The 19,824-nt window shown below is 52.5% G+C and carries 18 protein-coding genes and 1 pseudogene; 5 read left to right on the plus strand and 14 right to left on the minus strand.

Features of this window, described 5'->3' with window-relative positions:
* Positions 1-406 precede the first annotated feature (406 nt).
* Both QZ310_RS07150 and QZ310_RS07155 read left to right on the plus strand, forming a co-directional pair.
* A pseudogene (locus QZ310_RS07150) lies at positions 407-538 on the plus strand (short-chain dehydrogenase); the annotation flags it as partial.
* Positions 535-1,218, plus strand: coding sequence for a dihydrofolate reductase family protein (locus QZ310_RS07155; protein ID WP_297071821.1), 684 nt, complete (start codon positions 535-537; stop codon positions 1,216-1,218). The pseudogene QZ310_RS07150 and the gene QZ310_RS07155, both read left to right, overlap by 4 nt.
* A 72-nt stretch (positions 1,219-1,290) precedes the next feature.
* Here QZ310_RS07155 and QZ310_RS07160 read toward each other — a convergent pair whose 3' ends face one another.
* From QZ310_RS07160 to QZ310_RS07180, 5 genes are all read right to left on the minus strand, one after another.
* Complete coding sequence (locus QZ310_RS07160) at positions 1,291-1,749, minus strand: RpiB/LacA/LacB family sugar-phosphate isomerase (RefSeq protein ID WP_297071822.1); 459 nt, start codon at positions 1,747-1,749, stop codon at positions 1,291-1,293.
* Positions 1,750-1,782: 33 nt separating this feature from the next.
* Entirely contained in the window at positions 1,783-2,319 is a 537-nt protein-coding gene (locus QZ310_RS07165) for a DUF5063 domain-containing protein (RefSeq protein WP_297071823.1), read from the minus strand.
* Positions 2,303-2,884, minus strand: coding sequence for a nicotinate (nicotinamide) nucleotide adenylyltransferase (gene nadD / locus QZ310_RS07170; RefSeq protein WP_297071824.1), 582 nt, complete (start codon positions 2,882-2,884; stop codon positions 2,303-2,305). The genes QZ310_RS07165 and nadD overlap by 17 nt, the downstream gene beginning before the upstream one ends.
* 76 nt (positions 2,885-2,960) lie before the next feature.
* The gene (gene gmk, locus QZ310_RS07175; protein WP_297071825.1) at positions 2,961-3,527 is read right to left on the minus strand and encodes a guanylate kinase; all 567 of its coding nucleotides are present in this window, start codon (positions 3,525-3,527) and stop codon (positions 2,961-2,963) included.
* A 29-nt stretch (positions 3,528-3,556) separates the two neighbouring features.
* Positions 3,557-4,432: a YicC/YloC family endoribonuclease gene (locus tag QZ310_RS07180; protein WP_297071826.1), complete on the minus strand. Its 876-nt coding sequence runs from the start codon at positions 4,430-4,432 to the stop codon at positions 3,557-3,559.
* A 178-nt stretch (positions 4,433-4,610) separates the two neighbouring features.
* Here QZ310_RS07180 and tsaB point away from each other — a divergent pair, with 178 nt between their 5' ends.
* Complete coding sequence (gene tsaB, locus QZ310_RS07185; protein ID WP_297071827.1) at positions 4,611-5,309, plus strand: tRNA (adenosine(37)-N6)-threonylcarbamoyltransferase complex dimerization subunit type 1 TsaB; 699 nt, start codon at positions 4,611-4,613, stop codon at positions 5,307-5,309.
* Positions 5,306-6,457 carry an RsmD family RNA methyltransferase gene (locus tag QZ310_RS07190; protein ID WP_297071828.1) on the plus strand — a complete coding sequence of 384 codons (1,152 nt, stop codon included), beginning with the start codon at positions 5,306-5,308 and terminating at the stop codon, positions 6,455-6,457. Before tsaB ends, QZ310_RS07190 begins: the two co-directional genes overlap by 4 nt.
* 193 nt (positions 6,458-6,650) lie before the next feature.
* Here the strand turns inward: QZ310_RS07190 and rlmB are convergent, their stop codons facing one another.
* The 6 genes from rlmB to dnaN form a co-directional block, all read right to left on the minus strand.
* Entirely contained in the window at positions 6,651-7,406 is a 756-nt protein-coding gene (gene rlmB / locus QZ310_RS07195; protein WP_297071829.1) for a 23S rRNA (guanosine(2251)-2'-O)-methyltransferase RlmB, read from the minus strand.
* 166 nt (positions 7,407-7,572) lie between these two features.
* Complete coding sequence (gene recN, locus QZ310_RS07200) at positions 7,573-9,234, minus strand: DNA repair protein RecN (RefSeq protein WP_297071830.1); 1,662 nt, start codon at positions 9,232-9,234, stop codon at positions 7,573-7,575.
* 61 nt (positions 9,235-9,295) lie between these two features.
* A complete protein-coding gene (locus QZ310_RS07205) occupies positions 9,296-10,204 on the minus strand; it encodes a DUF4835 family protein (protein WP_297071831.1) in 909 nt (302 codons plus the stop codon).
* A complete protein-coding gene (gene coaBC / locus QZ310_RS07210; RefSeq protein ID WP_297071832.1) occupies positions 10,201-11,403 on the minus strand; it encodes a bifunctional phosphopantothenoylcysteine decarboxylase/phosphopantothenate--cysteine ligase CoaBC in 1,203 nt (400 codons plus the stop codon). The genes QZ310_RS07205 and coaBC overlap by 4 nt, the downstream gene beginning before the upstream one ends.
* Positions 11,400-12,161, minus strand: coding sequence for a 3'-5' exonuclease (locus QZ310_RS07215; protein WP_297071833.1), 762 nt, complete (start codon positions 12,159-12,161; stop codon positions 11,400-11,402). Before QZ310_RS07215 ends, coaBC begins: the two co-directional genes overlap by 4 nt.
* Positions 12,162-12,196: 35 nt before the next feature.
* On the minus strand, positions 12,197-13,330 hold the full coding sequence (gene dnaN / locus QZ310_RS07220) for a DNA polymerase III subunit beta (protein ID WP_297071834.1): 1,134 nt from the start codon (positions 13,328-13,330) through the stop codon (positions 12,197-12,199).
* Positions 13,331-13,495: 165 nt separating this feature from the next.
* On the opposite strand from dnaN, the gene QZ310_RS07225 reads away from it, so the two are divergent.
* Complete coding sequence (locus QZ310_RS07225; protein ID WP_297071835.1) at positions 13,496-14,371, plus strand: EamA family transporter; 876 nt, start codon at positions 13,496-13,498, stop codon at positions 14,369-14,371.
* A gap of 162 nt (positions 14,372-14,533) precedes the next feature.
* Here QZ310_RS07225 and QZ310_RS07230 read toward each other — a convergent pair whose 3' ends face one another.
* From QZ310_RS07230 to QZ310_RS07240, 3 genes are all read right to left on the minus strand, one after another.
* Positions 14,534-15,577: a hypothetical protein gene (locus tag QZ310_RS07230; RefSeq protein ID WP_297071836.1), complete on the minus strand. Its 1,044-nt coding sequence runs from the start codon at positions 15,575-15,577 to the stop codon at positions 14,534-14,536.
* A complete protein-coding gene (locus QZ310_RS07235) occupies positions 15,574-17,463 on the minus strand; it encodes an amidophosphoribosyltransferase (RefSeq protein ID WP_297071837.1) in 1,890 nt (629 codons plus the stop codon). Before QZ310_RS07235 ends, QZ310_RS07230 begins: the two co-directional genes overlap by 4 nt.
* A gap of 161 nt (positions 17,464-17,624) precedes the next feature.
* A complete protein-coding gene (locus QZ310_RS07240; protein WP_297071838.1) occupies positions 17,625-19,814 on the minus strand; it encodes a glutamine synthetase III in 2,190 nt (729 codons plus the stop codon).
* Between the last annotated feature and the right edge of the window lie 10 nt (positions 19,815-19,824).

Raw genomic sequence — 19,824 nt, forward strand, 5'->3', positions numbered from 1 at the left:
GAGCGCGATGCAATGAAGCCCGCAGGGCGAAATTGCGGCGCGCGAAGGTGTGGGGGGATAATGCACAACAACACAGCCACGGGCATCGAAGATGTCCGATAATAACCAATTCCCTCGTGTGGTATTATCGGACACCTTCGATGCCCGTCATGAAAAAATCTACTCTCCTCATGAATATCAATCGGATATATGCTTAAAGAAAATAATTATAACCAATAATTTCATGTTACTTCCAATAAGATATATCCAATTCATAATTGACAAAACAATCCATATTTGGTAAGATAATCCATATAAATGGTTAGTCAAGGGAATTGGAAAGATATTAATTTTGCAGTATCCGAAAACTGAACAATAGCGTAATCATACAGAGATATGAATAAAATCAGGCGGATAAAATCAAATGAACAAAGTTTCAAACGTAGCCGAACTGCTGATGCGTCCGCAAGGCGCGTTCATTACCGGCGCAGATTTTCTTATCGACGGAGGGGCCACACCCTCATATTTTTACGGACCATTAAACCCAAACACAAAATGAAAAGCCCCTACATAGTCTGCCACATCGTGGCATCAATTGACGGACGCATCGACTGCTCGATGGTCGACAAGATCAGTGGCGACGAGTATTATGATACCCTCGAACAGCTCAACTGCCCGACCCAGCTTGAAGGCCGCGTCACAATGGAACACTACAGTGCATTGAAAGAACCATTCGTAGCCACTGACCCGACTCCGGTCGGAATGACATCGGTCTATAAGGCCGTTGACTCGGACGGATATATGGTCGCGGTGGACACCTACGGCAAATTGCGTTGGCCGGCATCTGAGATTGACGGCGCACCACTCGTCTGCATTGTCAGCGAACAAGTATCGCTGGAATATCTTGAAATGCTCAAAAATCAGGGCATTTCATATATCTGTGTCGGCCAAAATGCCATCGACTTACCAAAAGCCATGGAAATCCTGCACTCCGAATTCGGCGTGAAGCGCATGGCCGTCCTTGGCGGCGGACATATCAACGGCGGTTTCCTCGCAGCCGGACTGATTGACGAAGTGAGCCTACTGCTGGCCCCCGGCATTGACGGACGCAAAGGTCAGACCTCAGTCTTCGACGGCATAGCCGACATGAACCATATCCCCACAAGACTTTCGCTCGAAAGCGTCAAGCGGGTCGGAGACGAGACTTTATGGATACGATATAAAACCAATTGCCAATAAAAAAAATCCGGAAGCGACATGGATTTCCATCTATCGCTTCCGGATTTTTGTATTTATGCGTTTAGGTGAGGATTATTTCTCTGGTACAGGAATTTTTTCGACACGGCGTTCGTGACGGCCACCGTCGAATGGAGTGTTCAGGAAAGTTTCAACAATATTGATTGCAGTCACATTGTCGATGAAGCGGGCTGGAAGCACGAGGACATTGGCATTGTTGTGACGACGTGCGAGTTCAGCAAGCTCGACATTCCAGCAGAGCGCAGCACGGATGCCTTGATGCTTGTTGAGTGTCATGCCGATGCCATTTCCGGAGCCACAGAGAGCGATACCGGGATAGACTTCGCCATTCTCGACTGCAAAAGCGCAGGGATGAGCGAAATCGGCATAGTCACAGCTGTCAGCCGAATATGTGCCGAAATCCTTATATTCAATGTTCATGGAGTCAAAATAGCCTTCAAGAACCATTTTCATCTCATAGCCGGCGTGGTCGCTGCAGAACCCGACAGGTGTATTCTCTTTTAAAATTGACATAAGTGGTGGATTATTCTTTATTAAGGTTAGTGTTCAGAGATTGTCGTCATCATCCTCATCGTCTGAAGAGGATGAATAGTAGATGTTGTTGAGCGGGCGCATCAGATTGCACACGCGCTGGCTCCAATATGCCCCGAAATCATCTTTGACGGCTGTCAAGGCAGAGTTGATTATTTCCTCCGGAGCATCCTTGACCATGACAATGAAATTGTAGAGCACCTGGAACACATCGCAGATACCCTCCGCCACACTCATGCCGATCGGCGTGTCGGAATACTTCATATCCTCCTCGAAAACTTCAAGATACACGTCATCCTCCCCTAGAAGGTTTTCAATCTGACGGCGGATGGACTCATAGTAGTCCTCGTCGAGAAAACTCTCGATGTAGGCATCCTCCTCGTCAAGCAGAGGAGCCGGTTTCAGGTCGGATGCAGATATATAGATGCGCGGAAGAAGCCTGAGCATCGATGCGACGAAAGAATTACGGTTTGACTCGCGCGCATTTTCGACGGCCAGACAGAATTCATTGCAAAGCGCAATGAAAGCAAGTGAATTAGGACTTAGCTCCATAAAGATTGTTTTGTTTGATATAATCAAAGACACCGTGAGGGAGGAAATAGTTCATATCCTTTCCTTTTGCGATGGCTTTGCGCAGAAAGGTGCTCGACAAGTCTGCCATCGGAGCATTCACCACGTCGACTCCATCCTCATAGATGGTACCGACAGGATAGCCGGGACGCGGATAGACGATGACACCGAAATCCGACAGGATTGCCTCATGATCCTTCCACTGGTCAAAAATCTTCCAGTTGTCGCTTCCGATTATGAGTTTGAAAGTGTGACGCGGATAGCGCTTGGCAAGATAGCGGAGAGTGTTGATGGTGTAGGATGGCTTCGGCATTGTCAGCTCGTAGTCACACACATTAAGCCCTTCGGCTTTCTCCGTGGCTATCTCAAGCATTTTCAGACGGGTAATGTCGGGGATAAGTTCGTCCGAACCGACTTTGAGCGGATTCAACGGCGAAAGTGTAAGCCATACCTCATCCAGCCCTGCAAACTGTTGCAGATAGCTTGCAAGCATCAGATGTCCAATATGCACGGGATTGAAAGATCCACCTAAGATACCTATCGTCATGTCTCAAATTCTTTAAGTTGAAAAAATGCTTGTCAGAATATCGGCAGGTCAGTGAGCCGGAAAGGACTTGTCACTTTCAGCCGACAAAATTCTTGATTCTGGCGTCAACCTCGGCTATCGCATGGTCAAGATTATCGTTGACGACAACGCAATCAAAGTCAGAAGCGAACGACAGTTCATATTCAGCTTTCGCGAGGCGCTGCTCGATGGCTTCGGGAGCATCAGTGCCCCTGCCGGTCAGACGCGCGCGCAACGATTCAAGGCTCGGTGGCTGGATAAAGATGCTTATGGCCTGCTTGCCGTACATCCGTTTCACATTCACACCACCTTTCACGTCAATGTCGAGAATCACATTGTGGCCTTCACCGGTGATACGTGAAATCTCACTTTTCAATGTGCCGTAGAATCTGCCGGGATAAACTTCCTCGAATTCAACAAAGGCATCATCCTCGATTGAACTTTTGAACTCCTCGTCAGAGAGGAAATAATAGTTGATACCATGCTGCTCCTCACCGCGCGGAGGGCGGTTGGTGGCTGAGATTGAGAACTGCATGTCAATCTCGCCCTTGTCAAGAAGCGCAGAGATTATTGTAGATTTTCCTGTTCCGGATGGAGCCGATATGATGATTATTTTACCTGTCATAGGTGAAATCGTATATGGTTGAGTCAATCTTACATCACGTTGAGCACCTGCTCCTTGATTTGTTCGAGCACATCCTTCATCTGCACCACAATCTTCTGCATTTCAGCATGATTGCTCTTGGAACCGAGTGTATTTATCTCGCGACCCATTTCCTGACTGATGAAACCGAGTTTCTTGCCCTGCCCTTTGGGTCCCTCCATTGTCTCGATGAAATAGTTGAGATGCTGGGCAAGGCGCTGCTTCTCCTCGTTGACATCGAGTTTCTCAATGTAGAAGAAGAGCTCCTGTTCAAGACGGCTGCGGTCATAGTCAACACCGTGGATTTTGGCAAGGCCCTCTTCCATGCGGGTGCGTATTTTTGCCACACGCTCCTCCTCGAACTGAGGCACGAGTGTGAGAAGCTGGCGGATGCGTTCGATGCGGGTCGCGAAAAAGCTTTCGAGTTTCTCCCCTTCAGTCCGGCGGAAAGCCATCAGACGTTCGGCGGCAGCATCCAGGGCTTCCATCACCCCGCTCACTTCGGTCTCGTCGGCCTCGCCGGGTGTCTCGCTCTTCATGACATCGGGGAAACGCATCAAGACACCATACCAATCCTGCGGGACGGAAATACCAAGTTCAGCAGCAGTGTTTTCCACATCCTCTTTATAAGCCTTCAAAGCGGCAACGTTAAGTTTCACCGATGCATCACCTGTCACATTCTCCACATAGACGGTCATATCGACCTTTCCACGTTCGAGAATTGCAGCCACACGGTTTCTCATTTCAAGTTCCTGAGCGCGCAACGACGACGGCACACGCGCGGCAATATCAATCTGCTTGCTGTTAAGCGATTTGATTTCTACCGTAATTTTTTTGCCGGGAAGCTCCGTCACGGCTTTCCCGAATCCCGTCATTGAATATAACATGATAAGGCGTAATTTTATAGCCCGGTTATCGGGGCTTTCCACTGTGAAATGCGAACCGGGGATGATTTTTACCACAAAATTACAATTTTCTCACGATAAACAAGTAACTTTGTCCTAAATTTTGACGCGGGACACTACGATTCCCGCGACCAATCAGAATCAAGAGAGCGTTAGAAACATGGCCGTAATACTAAATATCGACACATCGACCGACCACTGCTCGGTGGCGCTTACCGCCGAAGGCATGGTCCTTGCCCATCAGGAAGAGGGGGGCGGACGCAACCACGCCGCACTTCTGAGTGACTACATCAAATATTGCCTCGATTTCGCCCGCGAGAAGGAATTGAAACTCGAGGCCGTCGCAGTCTCTACCGGACCGGGCAGCTACACCGGCCTGCGTATCGGTCTGTCGGAAGCAAAGGGCCTCGCCTACTCGCTCGACATTCCCCTCATCGGAATCGACACCCTGCGCATCATGGCTTGCAATGTAATGTTCACGCAGGAACTTGAAGGTGACGAAATCTTCGTCCCCATGATTGATGCAAGGCGCATGGAGGTCTACACGGCCGCCTTTGACTTCGCGCTGCAGGAAGTGATGCCCCAGCAGGCACTCATACTCTCGCCGGAGAGCTATGCCGACATCATCGCATCCAACCGCAAGGTGCTTCTTTTCGGCAACGGTTCCGACAAGGCGCGCGAACTTATCACGGCTCCCAACGTGCAGTTCATACCCGACATCCACCCGCTTGCAATCGACATGATAGCACTTGCCGAGCGCGCCTACTCGCAGCGCGATTTCATGGACATCGCATACAGCGTCCCCAACTATATCAAGGATTTCCAGGCCTCCACTCCGAAAAAGAACGTGCTCGGGTGAAAGAGGATTTCAACAAGCTCCGGCTCAAGCATCACGGCGACCCTGTGATGATGGAGGAAATACTGCAACGGGAGTGCCGCTACAAGACAGCCTCAAAACTGCCTGACACCCTTCGCAATCAGGATTTCCGTTTCCCGTCACTCGCTGTCGCCGAAATGGCGACTTCCGATGCCGTCGCCGGAATTCACGCGTCAATGATTCCCGACGGCTCGACTGTCCTCGACATGACATGCGGACTGGGGATTGACTCATTTCACTTCGCAAGCAAAGCCGGCCGTGTCACCGCAGTCGAGCTTGACAACAAAGCCTATCTCACAGCCGTCCACAATGTCGAAGCCCTCGGTCTAGGAAACGTCAGGATTGTGGAGGGCGACAGCATTACATTCATAAACTCCTGTCAGGAGCATTTCGACGTGATATTCGTCGACCCCGCCCGGCGCGATTCCGCGGGGCGCCACTTCGCGTTGCGCGATTGCTCGCCCGACATCATTCCGGCTCTTCCGACAATCCTCTCGCACTGCTCGACACTGATTGTCAAAGCCTCCCCGATGATCGACATCAAGGCGGCGGTCAATGAACTGCGCCGTGACTGTGCGGTCACGGTCATCGGTACCACAAAAGAATGCAAGGAAGTTGTATTCATCATCAATGCGACTTCCCCCGAGACTGTAACCCCTAAGATAACTGCAATTGAGGCAAAGACAGTCAACGGCACTGAATTCGGCTTCATACCCGGACTCGCGGAAGAAGCGGAACAGATTTTTTTGACACCGCGTCCGGGAATGTACCTCTACGAGCCGTACCCCGCCGTGATGAAAGGAGGAGGCATGAAAGTTATCCCTGAACGCTACAATGTGGGCCGACTTCATCCAAACACAAACCTGTTCACCTCCGAGGAGCAAGTTGATGTCTTCCCGGGAGAATGTTTTGAAATCGAGGAAGTATTGCCGTTTTCAAAACAGACCGTCAAATCCATCGCAAAATCTCACCCGACAATCAACGTCGCAACCCGCAACTTCCCTCTGACAGCCCCTCAGCTCGTCACCAAACTGAAAGTCAAGGAAGGAGGCGACAAAATGCTCTTCGGAACCACCACCAACGACGGCACCAAAATACTCCTCATCACAACAATGGGCAAATGCCTGTAAGCATCTGCAAAAAGTGTCTAAAGCCCACCGAATTACGACAACAAAATTATCCGGTAATAAATATAGAATCAGTCTCAATCATTTTTGGGTCGAGACTGATTCTTTTAGTAATATATCTGATTTTTGACACTTATAATCTACAGGAATTTTTTCCCGCAGAAGTATGCACAGTCGAATTTTTCCGGATAGGTCGTCAGATGATTTCGAGGTTGGCGGCGAGGCGTTGGCGGACCACTTCGTAGATCATGACTCCCGCAGCGACCGAGACGTTGAGTGAGCCGATATTGCCAAACATCGGGATGCCCACGCGGGTCTCACACTGCTTCATGGCCTCGGGAGAGATGCCAACATCCTCTGCGCCCATGACGATTGCAACAGGGTCACTGTAGTTACCCTCTGTATAGTTCATGTCCGACTTTTCAGTCACGGCAACGACATTGTAGCCATTCTCACGCAGGAATTTTGCAGCCCATGCGATTGACGAGACTCTGCACACGGGGATGTGGTGCAATGCTCCGGCAGAGGTCTTGATGGCATCGCCACCAACCGAAACGCTTCCGTGTTCGGGAATCACGATGGCATCCACACCTGCACATTCACATGTACGGGCGATGGCACCGAAGTTTCTCACGTCGGTTATGCCGTCGAGCATGACAATGAAGGGAAGGATACCGGCTTCGTAGAGCTCAGGCACAAGGTGGTCGAGACGGTGGTAGGTGATGGCCGACATCATCGCAAGCACGCCCTGATGATTTTTTCGGGTAATGCGGTTGATGCGCTCGACCGGTACACGCTGTATGACTACCCTGTTTGCCTTGGCAAGCGCAAGAAATTCAGCGGCGAGATCGCCCTGAAGGTCTTTCGCTACGAAGATCTTGTCGATTTCCTTACCGGCCTCGATGGCTTCCATGACAGCTCTGATGCCGTAGATATAATCGTTTTTTTCCATTATTTATATATCGTGTTTGGGGTTTTGAGTTCGTTTGGGGGTTGGGAGGAGGGGCGGGGTGAAGGCCATCAGGCAATCTAATATCAGAGGGGTCGGATTTTTCAGACTGGTCGGACTTTTCGGACTGGTCGGACAGGTCCGGGATTTCCGGCCGGGGCTGCTCTTCCTATTTCTGCGAGAGGAGGCTGCGGGCGGCGGCGATTGCGGCTTCGTCGATTTCCGAGCCTCCGAGCATTGAGGCGATGGAGCGCACCCGCTCCTCATCGGTGAGGAGAGAGATGCGCGTATGAGTCGAATGTTCGTCGTCCTCCTTGTAGACGCGATACTGATGGGCACCCTTCGAGGCGACCTGCGGCAGATGGGTGATGGTTGTCACCTGAATCGTGCGGGAAATGTCGCGCATCATGACACCCATGCGGTTGGCCACATCGCCCGACACGCCAGTGTCGATCTCATCAAAGATGATGCTCGGAAGCTGCATACTCGAGGCGATGATTGACTTGATGGAGAGCATCAGACGCGAGATTTCACCTCCGGAAGCAGTGGTCCCGACAGGCATCAGAGGCTGATTCTTGTTGAACGCCACCATAAATTCCACCACATCCATTCCGGTGGCGGTCATATCGGCAGGCGAAACACGAATCTCACAGCGAAGGTTTTTCATGCCCAAAGGCATCGCCACTTCCGCGAGACGTTTGCCGAAACGCTCGGCAGCCTGCTTGCGCGCAGCCGAAATCTCAAGTGCGCTTTCCTTTGCGAGAGCCTTGGCGCGACGCGCTTCCCGCTCCAGTTCCTCAATCATCCCGTCGGAATTGTCGAGGGCTTTCAGTTTGGCACGGAGACTGTCGCGCAGTTCAATGAGACCATCGGCATTCTCGACGTGATGCTTGTGGCAAAGCGAATATATGGCACTCAATCTCTCCTCAATGGCGTTGAGGGTTGCAGGATCAGCCCCGAGGTTCTCGTCGATTGACGAAAGGGTCGCTGCAATGTCGGAAATCTCGATACGGACAGACTCAAGACGCTCGCCGATATTGTCGGATGCCTCAAGCACCTCCTCAATCTCCTCACACGCCTCAGCCGCGCAATCCACCATGCCCAAGGCTCCACCCTCGTCGCCGTCAAGCGCTCCGACAGCCTTTGCGAGAGCGGCTTTGATAGTGCTCAGGTTGTTGAGGACATCCCTCTCGCGCTCCAGTTCAGGCTGTTCGCCCGGCTGAAGGTCCAGTTCTTCAAGCTGTTCGAGCTGATAGCGCGTGAATTCTTCATCCTCGCGCGACTTCTCAACCCTCGCTCGCATCACTTTAAGCCTCTTCACCGCCTCGCGCAGCGAATTGTAGCGCAAGCGGTAGTTACGCAAGCGCCCTGCATTTCCGGCAAGCGTGTCGATGACATCAAGCTGAAAATCGGGAGTGGCAAGGAGCTGATTCTGATGCTGCGAATGGATGTCGACAAGGTGCATACTCACCTCCCGCAATTTCACGAGCGGAACCGGCGAATCATTCACAAACGCGCGCGAACGTCCTGCCGGAGAAATCTCCCTGCGGAGGATGCAGCGCTCGTCGTCCCACTCTATGTCTTCGCGGAGACAGAATTCTTTCAGCGACGGATAACCATCGACTGTAAAGACGGCCTCAATCACGCTCTTGGCTTCGGGATTGGTGACGACACGAGTGTCGGCCCTGCTTCCCAAAAGCAGCGACAAGGCTCCGAGAATGATAGACTTGCCCGCACCGGTCTCGCCGGTGATTACGTTAAATCCCTCATGAAACCTTATGTCTATGAGGTCAATGAGCGCATAGTTCGATATGTGGAGTGATTCAAGCACGGATTTTGATATGATTAGAGGTTAGAAAGCTGTGTGAAAACAGATTTACAGTCGCAGAGGTTCACTGAGTGTCGCCCTGCTTGATTTTCTCAAGCCGAGTCTGTTCGGTCGGGAACATAGGCGAAAGGAGCTGATAGGCATGTTCGCGTTCATCGGCCGGAGCCTTGGAATATATGTTGACCAGTTCGTCGAGTTTCGCATCCTTGAACATCGAAAGGCCTACGGACATCGGGGCGACCTTGAAAACGTCGTTGAGTATGTCAAGCGTACCGTCAATCGTCTTCCTGCCCTTATCCGGGCTGACCGACATCTGGTCGAGGCCCTGAAGATGATAAGTATAGTAGAGGTCCCGGATGGTGCGGGTTGACGGGTCGGTGAACGAGGCCAAGACAGCAGCACGGTTTTTCGTATCCTCAAAAGCTTTCCACCCCGTCTCGCCCGACGACTGTCCTTGATGGACTATGGTTTCGAGGCGCTCGAAGAATTGGTCTCCTCCCCTCGGAGAGAAAGAGTCAAAATCAACGGCGAGGATTAGGTAGATGTAGAAATTCAGTATCTGCGTCAACTGACTCTCCATGCTCGTCTCGGAATACAACAACGGTTCGCCCTCCGTATAGGTGAAGGCGATGTTGTTGTCCTTGAAATTTATGAGCGTGGTCAGATAGGATGAATTGTAGACCGGACGGCTTGACTGCACCTGCAAGGTGCCTTCCATCGTGCCGGTCGACTCATCGTATTTGGAAATGGTGAAGAGCAGCGTACACTCTATTTTCTCGTTTGGAGAGAACTGAGCCTGGGTCCACCGCGTGGTGTTCACATATTCATTGATAGCCGTCTGCAAGGTCTCGAAAATGCTCTTGTTGGAGCCTTCGAGCTGCGCGGCATTGACCTCCACGCGACAGTTCAGCTCCTGAGCCTGCAGCACAGAGAAGCCGAGAATGGAAAATATGAGGGAGAGGATCAGTTTCATAGAGTAAGTATGGTATCGACAATGTCAGCGGCCACCTCTCGCTTCGGCTTCAGGCCGAAATCCTCGCGTGAGCCGTCAGCTTTGATGATTGAGACTTTGTTGGTGTCTGTTCCGAAACCTGCACCCTTGTCACGCATGGAGTTGAGCACAATCATGTCGAGATTCTTGCGCGAAAGCTTCTCGCGGGCATTGTCAAGCTCATGGTCTGTTTCCAGAGCGAAGCCTACGAGACGCTGGCCCTGACGCTTCGAGCGGCCGAGAGTGGCGGCAATGTCGGGATTCTTCACAAGCTCAATCACCGGAACTTCCGAATGTTCGCGCTTGATCTTGCGGTCAGCCACCTCTTTCGGAGCATAGTCAGCGACTGCGGCACACATCACAGCGATATCGCTGTCAGCAAAAGCCTCTTCGCAGGCAGCAAGCATCTCTTTCGCAGACTCTACCTTCACCACCCGGACGGCGGGATGGCTGATGGAGAGCGACACAGGGCCGCTGACCAACGTCACTTCCGCTCCGCGCGAGGCACACTCCTCGGCGAGGGCATAGCCCATCTTACCGGAAGAATAGTTGCCGATAAATCTCACAGGGTCAATCTTTTCATGGGTAGGACCGGCTGTGATGAGCACTTTCCTGCCTTTCAAATCAGCCTTCTTCGAGAAATATGCTTCAAGAACAGCCGCGATTTTCTCCGGCTCTTCCATGCGTCCCTTACCGACGAGACCACTGGCAAGCTCTCCGCTTTCCGGCTCGATGATGATATTGCCATAGCTACGGAGGAGATTGATGTTGGCTATGGTCGAGGGATGTGCCATCATGTCGAGGTCCATTGCCGGAGCCACGAACACCTGCGACTTGGCAGAGAGATAGGTCGTCACGAGCATATTGTCGGCGATACCGTGGGCCATCTTTCCGATGGTCGAGGCAGTGGCCGGAGCGATGACCATGCAATCAGCCCAAAGGCCGAGGTCGACATGCGAATGCCACTCCCCGGTGTTGGCGGTAAAAAATTCGCTCACCACCGGCTTCTGGCTCAGCGACGAGAGAGTGACCGGGGTTATGAACTGTTTGCCCGCAGGGGTGATTACCACCTGCACCTCCGCCCCTGCCTTCACGAGCAGACGCAGAAGCGACACGGATTTGTAGGCTGCGATGCCACCGCAGATGCCCAATATAATGTGCTTTCCGGAAAGAGCGCTCATTTCATGCGGAGTTTGATGCGGGTGAAACAGTCCTTGGTATTCTGCGCGAAATCGCCTTTGAGAATCCAGTCGTAGTACGACGGATCCTTCTTGAACACCTCGACCACAGTTTTCCCTTTATACTTGCCGAAGTTGATAATCTCACGGTCATTGTCGTCCATGATGATACGGCCCATGAAATCCACGTTGCGGTTGGTGCGGGCAAACTTGCTGAGTTCCTCCATGTCGTTGGGGAGGTCGTCATAGCGGTCAAGCTGCGCCTTGAGCACCTCGTAGGTAGCGCGGGTGTCGGCATTTGCCGAATGTGCGCCGTCAAGCTCTTTTCCGCAATAGAAGCGGTAGGCAGCCACGAGGGTGCGCTGTTCCTTCTTGTGGAAAATCGTCTGCACGTCAATGAAGCGGGCTTTCGAGAAATCGAACTTCACACCCGCACGCTGAAATTCCTGGTCGAGCATCGGAATGTCGAAACGGTTGGAATTATAGCCCGCGATGTCACATCCGGTCATCTCGTTTGCGAGCGAACGCGCAATCTGTCGGAAGGTCGGCTCTCCGGCCACATCCTCATCGGTGATATGATGGACGGCGGTCGCCTCTTCAGGTATATGCATCTCCGGGTTGACACGGCGTGTCTTCTCAATCTCCTCACCTCCGGGAAGGACCTTGATGAGAGAGATTTCAACTATGCGGTCATGGAGAATGTCCACACCGGTCGTCTCAAGGTCAAAGAAAACGATCGGTTTCTTCAGGTTCAGTTGCATCTGCTACTGTAGGGATTTTTTTGACAAATTGATGATTAGAAGTCTGTCACGTTCATCGGCATGAGGAGCATGGTCAGACGGGTGTCGGCCTTGTCCTCGGTCGGGACGATTACGGCAGGCTTGGAGGGGTCTGCAAGCTTGAAGATTATGTCTTCAGTCCAGAGCACACCCGCAAGTTCCGAGAGATACGACGAGCTGAAACCGACAATCATGTTCTTGCCGGTGAAATCAACCGAAAGGTTCTCGACACCGGAAGTGTTGTATTCGTTGTCGGAAGCCTTGATGGTAAGACGTTCGGGGGTGATGTTGAATTTGATGAGACCGTGACCTTCGTCGACGAAGAGGCTCACCCGACGGACAGCAGTGGTGAACTGGTGGCGGTTGACAGTAAGAGTGAAGGGATTGTTCTCCGGGATAACACGGGTGTAGTCGGGGAAACGACCCTTGACCAGACGGCTTTCAAAACGGAAGGTGTCAGTTTCGAAAATCACACCGATCTGCGGGTCGAGGGTGACAGTCACTTCCTCATCGCGGGTGAACACGCTTCGGAACACATTTGTCGACTTGTTGGGAAGGATGAAAGCGCCCTGAATATCGGGGGTAAGGCTCGAATCCTCGAAGCGGACAAGCTTGTGGGTATCGGTCGCAACGAAAACGAGTTTGTCGGGCTTGATGTCCCAATACACACCCATCATCTGCGGACGCAGCATGTCGGTTCCGGCGGCAAATGATGTATACTCAAGACCGCGCAGAAGAGCCGAACCGGGAGCCTTGAAAGTCAAAGTGTTCTCCGACTGGTTGCTGCGGTCGGGATGGGGATATTCAGCGCCCTTGAGACCCATAAACTTGTAGGAACCGTTGGGGTGCGACATCTCGATTGCGAGAGTGGCATCGTCAATATCGAAATTCAGCTCCTGCTCGGGCATGACGCGCAGAAGTTCGACAATACGGCGGGCATCAATGCAGAACTCGCCTTCACCCTCCACATCCATGATGGGAATACGGCCACAGAGGATGTTCTCACCGTCACAAGCGGTGATTGTCAGCACATTTCCCTCGATTGAAAAGAGGAAATTATTAAGGATGGTCAGCGCGTTTTTAGCGTTGATAACCTTGCTGACCGAAGAGGCAAAATTATGAAGCGTCTTGCTTGGAACTGTGAATTTCATTGCTGATTTCTTTAGAGTTTTTATCCCACAAAGTTAGCATAATTTTTCTCAATACACAAAATGAAGCGCGATTTGAGCAGGGCAACCGCATCAAAATGCCTGAATTCGGACGAAAATTAGTAACTTTGCACGATTTTTTGTAGAAACATATACTTTTTAAGAATTATGTGGGTAGGACTTGCTATATTATCGGCTTTGTGCCTCGGATTTTATGACGTGATGAAGAAACTGTCGGTGGACCGCAACAGTGTGCTCGGCGTACTCTTCCTCAACACAGTCTTCGGTTCGCTTTTCATGCTTCCGGTTATCATAATCGGTATCTGTCATGGCAACTACGGTTTGGGCAACACCCTTGAAGGCCACGGCGCTATCCTGCTGAAATCAGGCATAGTGCTGTCGTCGTGGTTACTCGGATATGCCAGCATCAAACACCTTCCCCTCACCATCGCAGGCCCGGTCAATGCCTCGCGACCTGTCATGGTGCTCGTCGGCGCCCTGCTCCTCTTCGGCGAACGTCTGAATCTCTGGCAGTGGGCAGGCGTGATTCTCGGTTTCTGGTCACTTTATTTCATCAGCCGTGTCGGAGGCAAGGAGGGATTCTCGCTGAAATCAAACAAATGGGTATGGATGGCCATAGGTGCAACCGCGATGGGCGCAGTCAGTGCCCTGTATGACAAATATCTCCTCACCCGCTACGAGCCACTCGAAGTCCAGGCATGGTATTCGCTCTATCAGATGGTGATAATGGGCATAACCATCGGACTCATCCTCAAAGGCAAAAAAGGAGGGACACGTCTCCAATGGCGTTGGACCATCCCGTTGATTTCCCTCTTTCTCACCGTTGCAGACATCGCCTATTTCTACAGTCTTTCAATAGAAGGCTCGATGATAGCCGTGGTGTCGATGATACGTCGCGGAAGCGTGATTGTGTCGTTCTTCTACGGCGTCATAGCGCTCCATGAGAAAAATATCAAACTCAAACTCATCGACCTCACACTGCTGCTTATCGGCCTCACCTTCCTCGTCATAGGCAGTCTGTAGGCAACCTGTATTTATTGTATGAATGTACTGTCGCTTTTGTAGGACGCGCTGTAGCGCGTATGCCAGACAAAATACATCAGCGCATGGATAAACATAATGTAATGGCGCGTTAATCGTTAATAACGAACGCACCGGCCCCAATAAATGCCATTGAAATGCCACTCATTTCAATGGCATTTTTGAAAAACGCAGGGTGGTTTTCAGCAACGGGAATGACAGGCTGAGAATTGAGCCATCCGTGACATTGGCGTGAATATCACGTTCAATAGGCTCAAAAGAGGAGTCAATCCAATGCAAATCGTAATGGTCTTGAAAAATGGTCGGATGCAGACGGCCTTTGAGCATCATCGGTGACCAGCGGTCACGATAAGTCTCCGCGCCTGACACATATATAATGTCATAGCCGGTATCTTCTTCCAACTCATTGCCGGCGGCAGAACGGACAACGACAAGCAGATAGCGACCACCCGGACGAGCATACTGCGGATCGTTCTCGCGGTCGAGATACTGCCAGTAGCCTTCGAGCGGGTCATTGGAATTTTTAAGATAGGCCGTGAGACTATCCTGCGTCCATGCGGTAGCCAAGGTCTTCTGAGGGGAAAATGCGCTCTCCATCGAGACGGATGACAGTGTGAGTATACCGCGACTCCACACCCTCAACTCCACAGGCACTTCCATCGGTCGTAAAGGAATTGTGAATATGTCGGCTACGCTCTTTCCGCCACCCGAAACCGTCAATTCCTGATTTTCGCGGTCAATGGTCAGACGGATTGTATTGTAAACGCCTGAAGAGGATTCGAACTGCGCCACATCCTTCTCCTCCACCACCCTCCCGCCGATAGAAGCAGTGAGCATGTTTACGCGTTTGTCGAGCAAATCCCCGAAAGCGCTGTTGCCATGACGCAGCGTCAGCCGAAGCGTGTCATTTCCACCAATCAGGTCAATCCCCCAATAGGCCGTCGCAAGCCCCGGCCGCTCCCCTATCCCGGCCATTGCTCCACGCATATCGACGAGCTGTGTCCCGACAGATGTGTCTGAGCCGAGGGAGAGAGTGAGAGAAGAATCACGCAGTTCGACAGGCATCGGTATATACAGCCGTTTGGTCAACGTCCGCCCGCAGGCAGACATTGACCAAACTGAAATTATAAAAGCTGTCAGCAGTCCCGTCAGCATGACGGAAACCGGAGGAGAGGCCGGAGGTTTCATCTTTTTTCTGTATTTCCTTCGTAATAATTGATATAAGCACGGTTGACAAGCCGGATGCCTCCCGGGGTGGGATAATCGCCGGAAAAGTACCAGTCGCCGGGACACGATGGAATCGCATCGCGGAGTCCTTCAAGGCTCTGGTAGATTATGTCGACCTCAGCGCTGACCGAACCGTCGGCGGTGAGCATCTCCGCAATCTTGCGGGAAATTTCCTCCTGCGTGAACGGAGCATAGATGGCTTTTACGCAGTTTCTCACCTCTATGTCGAGAAGCTTCTCCTGCGCCTTGCACTCACGGTAGGTCTCCTCAAGCACATTTTCCATGCCGCGGTCCTTCAGCAACTCGACTGCCGCACGGAAGGCGATGAACTCGCCCATACGCGACATGTCGATACCGTAGTAGTCGGGATAACGCACCTGTGGCGAAGAGGACACGACGACTATCTTGCGGGGATGCAGACGGTCGAGCATCTTAAGGATGGATTGCTTCAAAGTCGTTCCGCGGACAATGCTGTCGTCGATGACCACGAGATTGTCGACATTGTTTTCCACGATTCCGTAGGTCACATCATAGACGTGGGCCGCGAGGTCATTACGGGAATCACCCTCGGCAATGAATGTGCGCAGTTTTATATCCTTGATAGCCACTTTCTCCACCCGGAGGTCACGGTTCATGATGGCGGCAAGAGTTTCGGGGGTGAGGGTTCCCGCTTTCTGCGCATCAAGAATCTCCGCGGCCTTACGCTTGTCAAGTTCCGCCATCAGTCCCCCTACCATTCCGATGAAAGCGACCTCGGCTGTGTTGGGGATGAAGGAGAACACCGAATGGTCAAGATCACCGTCAATGCTCTTCATGATTGCCGGAACGACGTTGCAGCCGAGCTGCTTACGCTCACGGTAGATGTCGGCATCGCTTCCGCGCGAGAAATAGATGCGCTCGAACGAGCAACGCTGATTCTCGGCCTCGCCAAGAACGTCGGTCACGCTCATCTGTCCTGCCTTTGTCACAATCAGCGCGCTTCCCGGAGCAAGCTCACGAACCGCACGGCGAGGGACATCGAAGACCGTCTGGATGACAGGACGCTCCGATGCAAGCACCACGACCTCATCGTCGTGATAATAAAAGGCCGGACGGATGCCGTGGCTGTCACGGAGGGCGAACATATCACCCGAACCGGTGGCACCGCAGATGACAAATCCACCGTCCCACTGGGGAGCCGTGGCGGACAGCACACGTTTCATGTCGAGGTTGTCCTCAATCGCACGGGTGAGCTTCTGACCATCCATTGATTCGCGATACTGACGGTAGATGCGGTGGTTCTCCTTGTCGAGCGCATCGCCGAGCTGTTCGAGAAGCACAACCGTATCACTGAATATGCGCGGATGCTGACCACAGGCGACAACGCTTTCAAATACCTTGTCGACATTGGTCATGTTGAAGTTGCCACACATCAGGAGATTGCGTGAGCGCCAGTTGTTGCGACGGAGGAAGGGATGGCAATACGACAGACCGCTCTTTCCGGTGGTCGAATAGCGGAGGTGGCCCATGTATATCTCACCGATGAAAGGAGCATAGCGCTCCACCCATTCCGCATCGCGGTCTGTAAGCCCTGCCTTCTCGACCTTTGTCTTGACAGTCTCGAATATTTCCTGAATGGCATCCTTTCCGAGCGCTCTTTCGCGGAACACGTATTCATTTCCGGGCACGGAGTGCATTTTCACCACGCCTATTCCGGCTCCTTCCTGCCCTCGGTTGTGCTGCTTCTCCATAAGGAGATAGAGCTTGTTGATACCGTAGGCGTATGTTCCGTATTTCTGTTTGTAATATTCCAGCGGTTTGAGCAGTCGCACCATCGCGACACCACATTCGTGTTTCAGAATCTCCATATTCCGGGTATAGATGATAAGATTATGTTGCCTTGCAAAGATAATGATTTATTTCCAACAAAGAGCCGCTCCCCGTCTGCTGTGGCCATGTTGGGGACAGCAGGGAAGAGCGGAACTTTATTTCGGTTTCGGTTTTATTCAGAGATTACATCAATATAGGATTAGCGGATGAAGAGCAGTTCGCGATATTTGGGGAGGGGCCACATCTCATTGTCGACGAGGAGTTCGAGCTTGTCGATGTGATAGCGCACCACTTCAAGAATCGGGGCAACCTCACGCGAATATGCAAGGGCCTTCTCGCGTTCGGTCTCAATCTTGTTGGCTTCCTTGCGGGCATTGACCATCTTGGCTACTTCCTCCTTGATGACAGAGCAGTGACGCATAATCTTCTCTACGGTGACAGCATCCTGCGATGAGAGTTCCTCGCCCTTGTTGCCGGGGAAGAGGGTGCGGATCTTCACCATATTGTCAAGGAGAATCGAGAGATAGCGTGTTGCGACGGGGATGATATGGTTGATGGCGAGGTCGCCGAGGACGCGGGCCTCAATCTGAATCTTCTTGGTATACATCTCCCACTTCACTTCGTTGCGGGCCTCAAGCTCGACATGGTTCATGACACCTGTCTTGCGGAACATCTCGATTGACGAGGGACGGAGGTATGCGTCGAAGATGAGGGCGGGATTGGTCTCGCAGTCGAGGCCACGGCGGGCAGCCTCTTCCTTCCATTCGTCGGAATAACCGTTGCCGTCGAAGTGGATTGCCTCGGAGTAGAGAAGGAGGGCTTTGATTTCAGCGAGAAGGGCGTGCTGGAGGTCCTCACCTGCCTCAAGACGTGAGTCGACCTTCTGTTTGAAGTCGGCAAGCTGCTCGGCCACGGCGGCATTGAGGGCGATCATAGCCGACGCGCAGTTGGCGCTCGAACCGACGGCACGGAACTCGAAGCGGTTTCCGGTGAAGGCGAAGGGGGATGTGCGGTTGCGGTCGGTGTTGTCGATCATCAGCTCGGGAATCTGTGCCACGCCGAGGTCAAGCTCCTCCTTGCCTGCGAGAGCGATGAGCTCGTCCTTGTCGGAGTTCTTGATTTTGTTGACGATTTCGGCGAGCTGGCTGCCGGTGAAGATGGAGATGATGGCAGGGGGTGCCTCGTTGGCGCCGAGACGGTGGCAGTTGGTCGCGGACATGATAGAGGCTTTGAGGAGCGCGTTGTGGCGATGGACGGCTGCCATGACGTTGGCCACGAAGGTGATGAACTGGAGGTTCTCTTTCGGGGTCTTGCCGGGGGCGAAGAGCAGGGTGCCGGTGTCGGTGCTGAGGCTCCAGTTGTTGTGCTTACCCGAGCCGTTGATGCCTGCGAAGGGTTTCTCATGGAGAAGCACGCGGAAGTTATGACGGCGTGCCACCTCGCTCATGAGCGACATGAGAAGCATGTTGTGGTCATTGGCAAGGTTGGTTTCCTCGAAGATAGGAGCAAGCTCGAACTGGTTGGGGGCAACCTCATTGTGACGGGTCTTTGCGGGGATGCCAAGCTTGTGGGCTTCGATTTCAAGGTCGAGCATGAAGGCTTCGACGCGCGAGGGGATGGCACCGAAGTAGTGGTCCTCAAGCTGCTGGTTCTTGGCTGATTCATGGCCCATGAGGGTGCGGCCTGTGAGCATGAGGTCGGGGCGTGCGGCATAGAGGGCTTCGTCAACGAGGAAGTATTCCTGCTCCCAACCGAGGTTGGAGGTGACATGCTTCACATTGGGGTCGAAGTAGCGGGCCACTGCGGTACCGGCCTTGTCGACAGCCGAGAGGGCGCGGAGGAGCGGGGTCTTGTAGTCGAGGGATTCGCCTGTGTATGAGATGAAGATGGTGGGGATACAGAGGGTGTTGTCCATGAGGAAGGCAGGCGAGGAGATGTCCCATGCGGAGTAGCCTCGTGCCTCGAAGGTGTTGCGGATACCGCCGTTGGGGAAGCTCGAAGCGTCGGGTTCCTGCTGCACGAGAAGCTTGCCTGAGAATTCCTCGACCATTCCACCCTTGCCGTCATGCTCCACGAAGCCGTCGTGCTTTTCGGCTGTGGTCTCCGTGAGGGGCTGGAACCAGTGGGAATAGTGGCGGGCACCGTTGTCGATGGCCCATCGCTTCATGCCTTCGGCTACGCTGTCGGCAACCTTGCGCGAGAGGGGCTGCTTGTTGTCAATGGCGTTGATGAGGGCCTTGTAGGTCTCGATGGGAAGATATTCATACATCTTGGCACGGTTGAAAACCTTGCTTGCGTAGTACTCCTGCGGGCGTTCGGCGGGAATGTTCACGGGAACAGCCTTGCGGTTGGACGCTTCTTCTACAACTTTAAACCTTAAGCTTGACATAATGTGTTCT

The organism is uncultured Duncaniella sp. (assembly GCF_910577345.1).
GTDB lineage: Bacteria > Bacteroidota > Bacteroidia > Bacteroidales > Muribaculaceae > Duncaniella.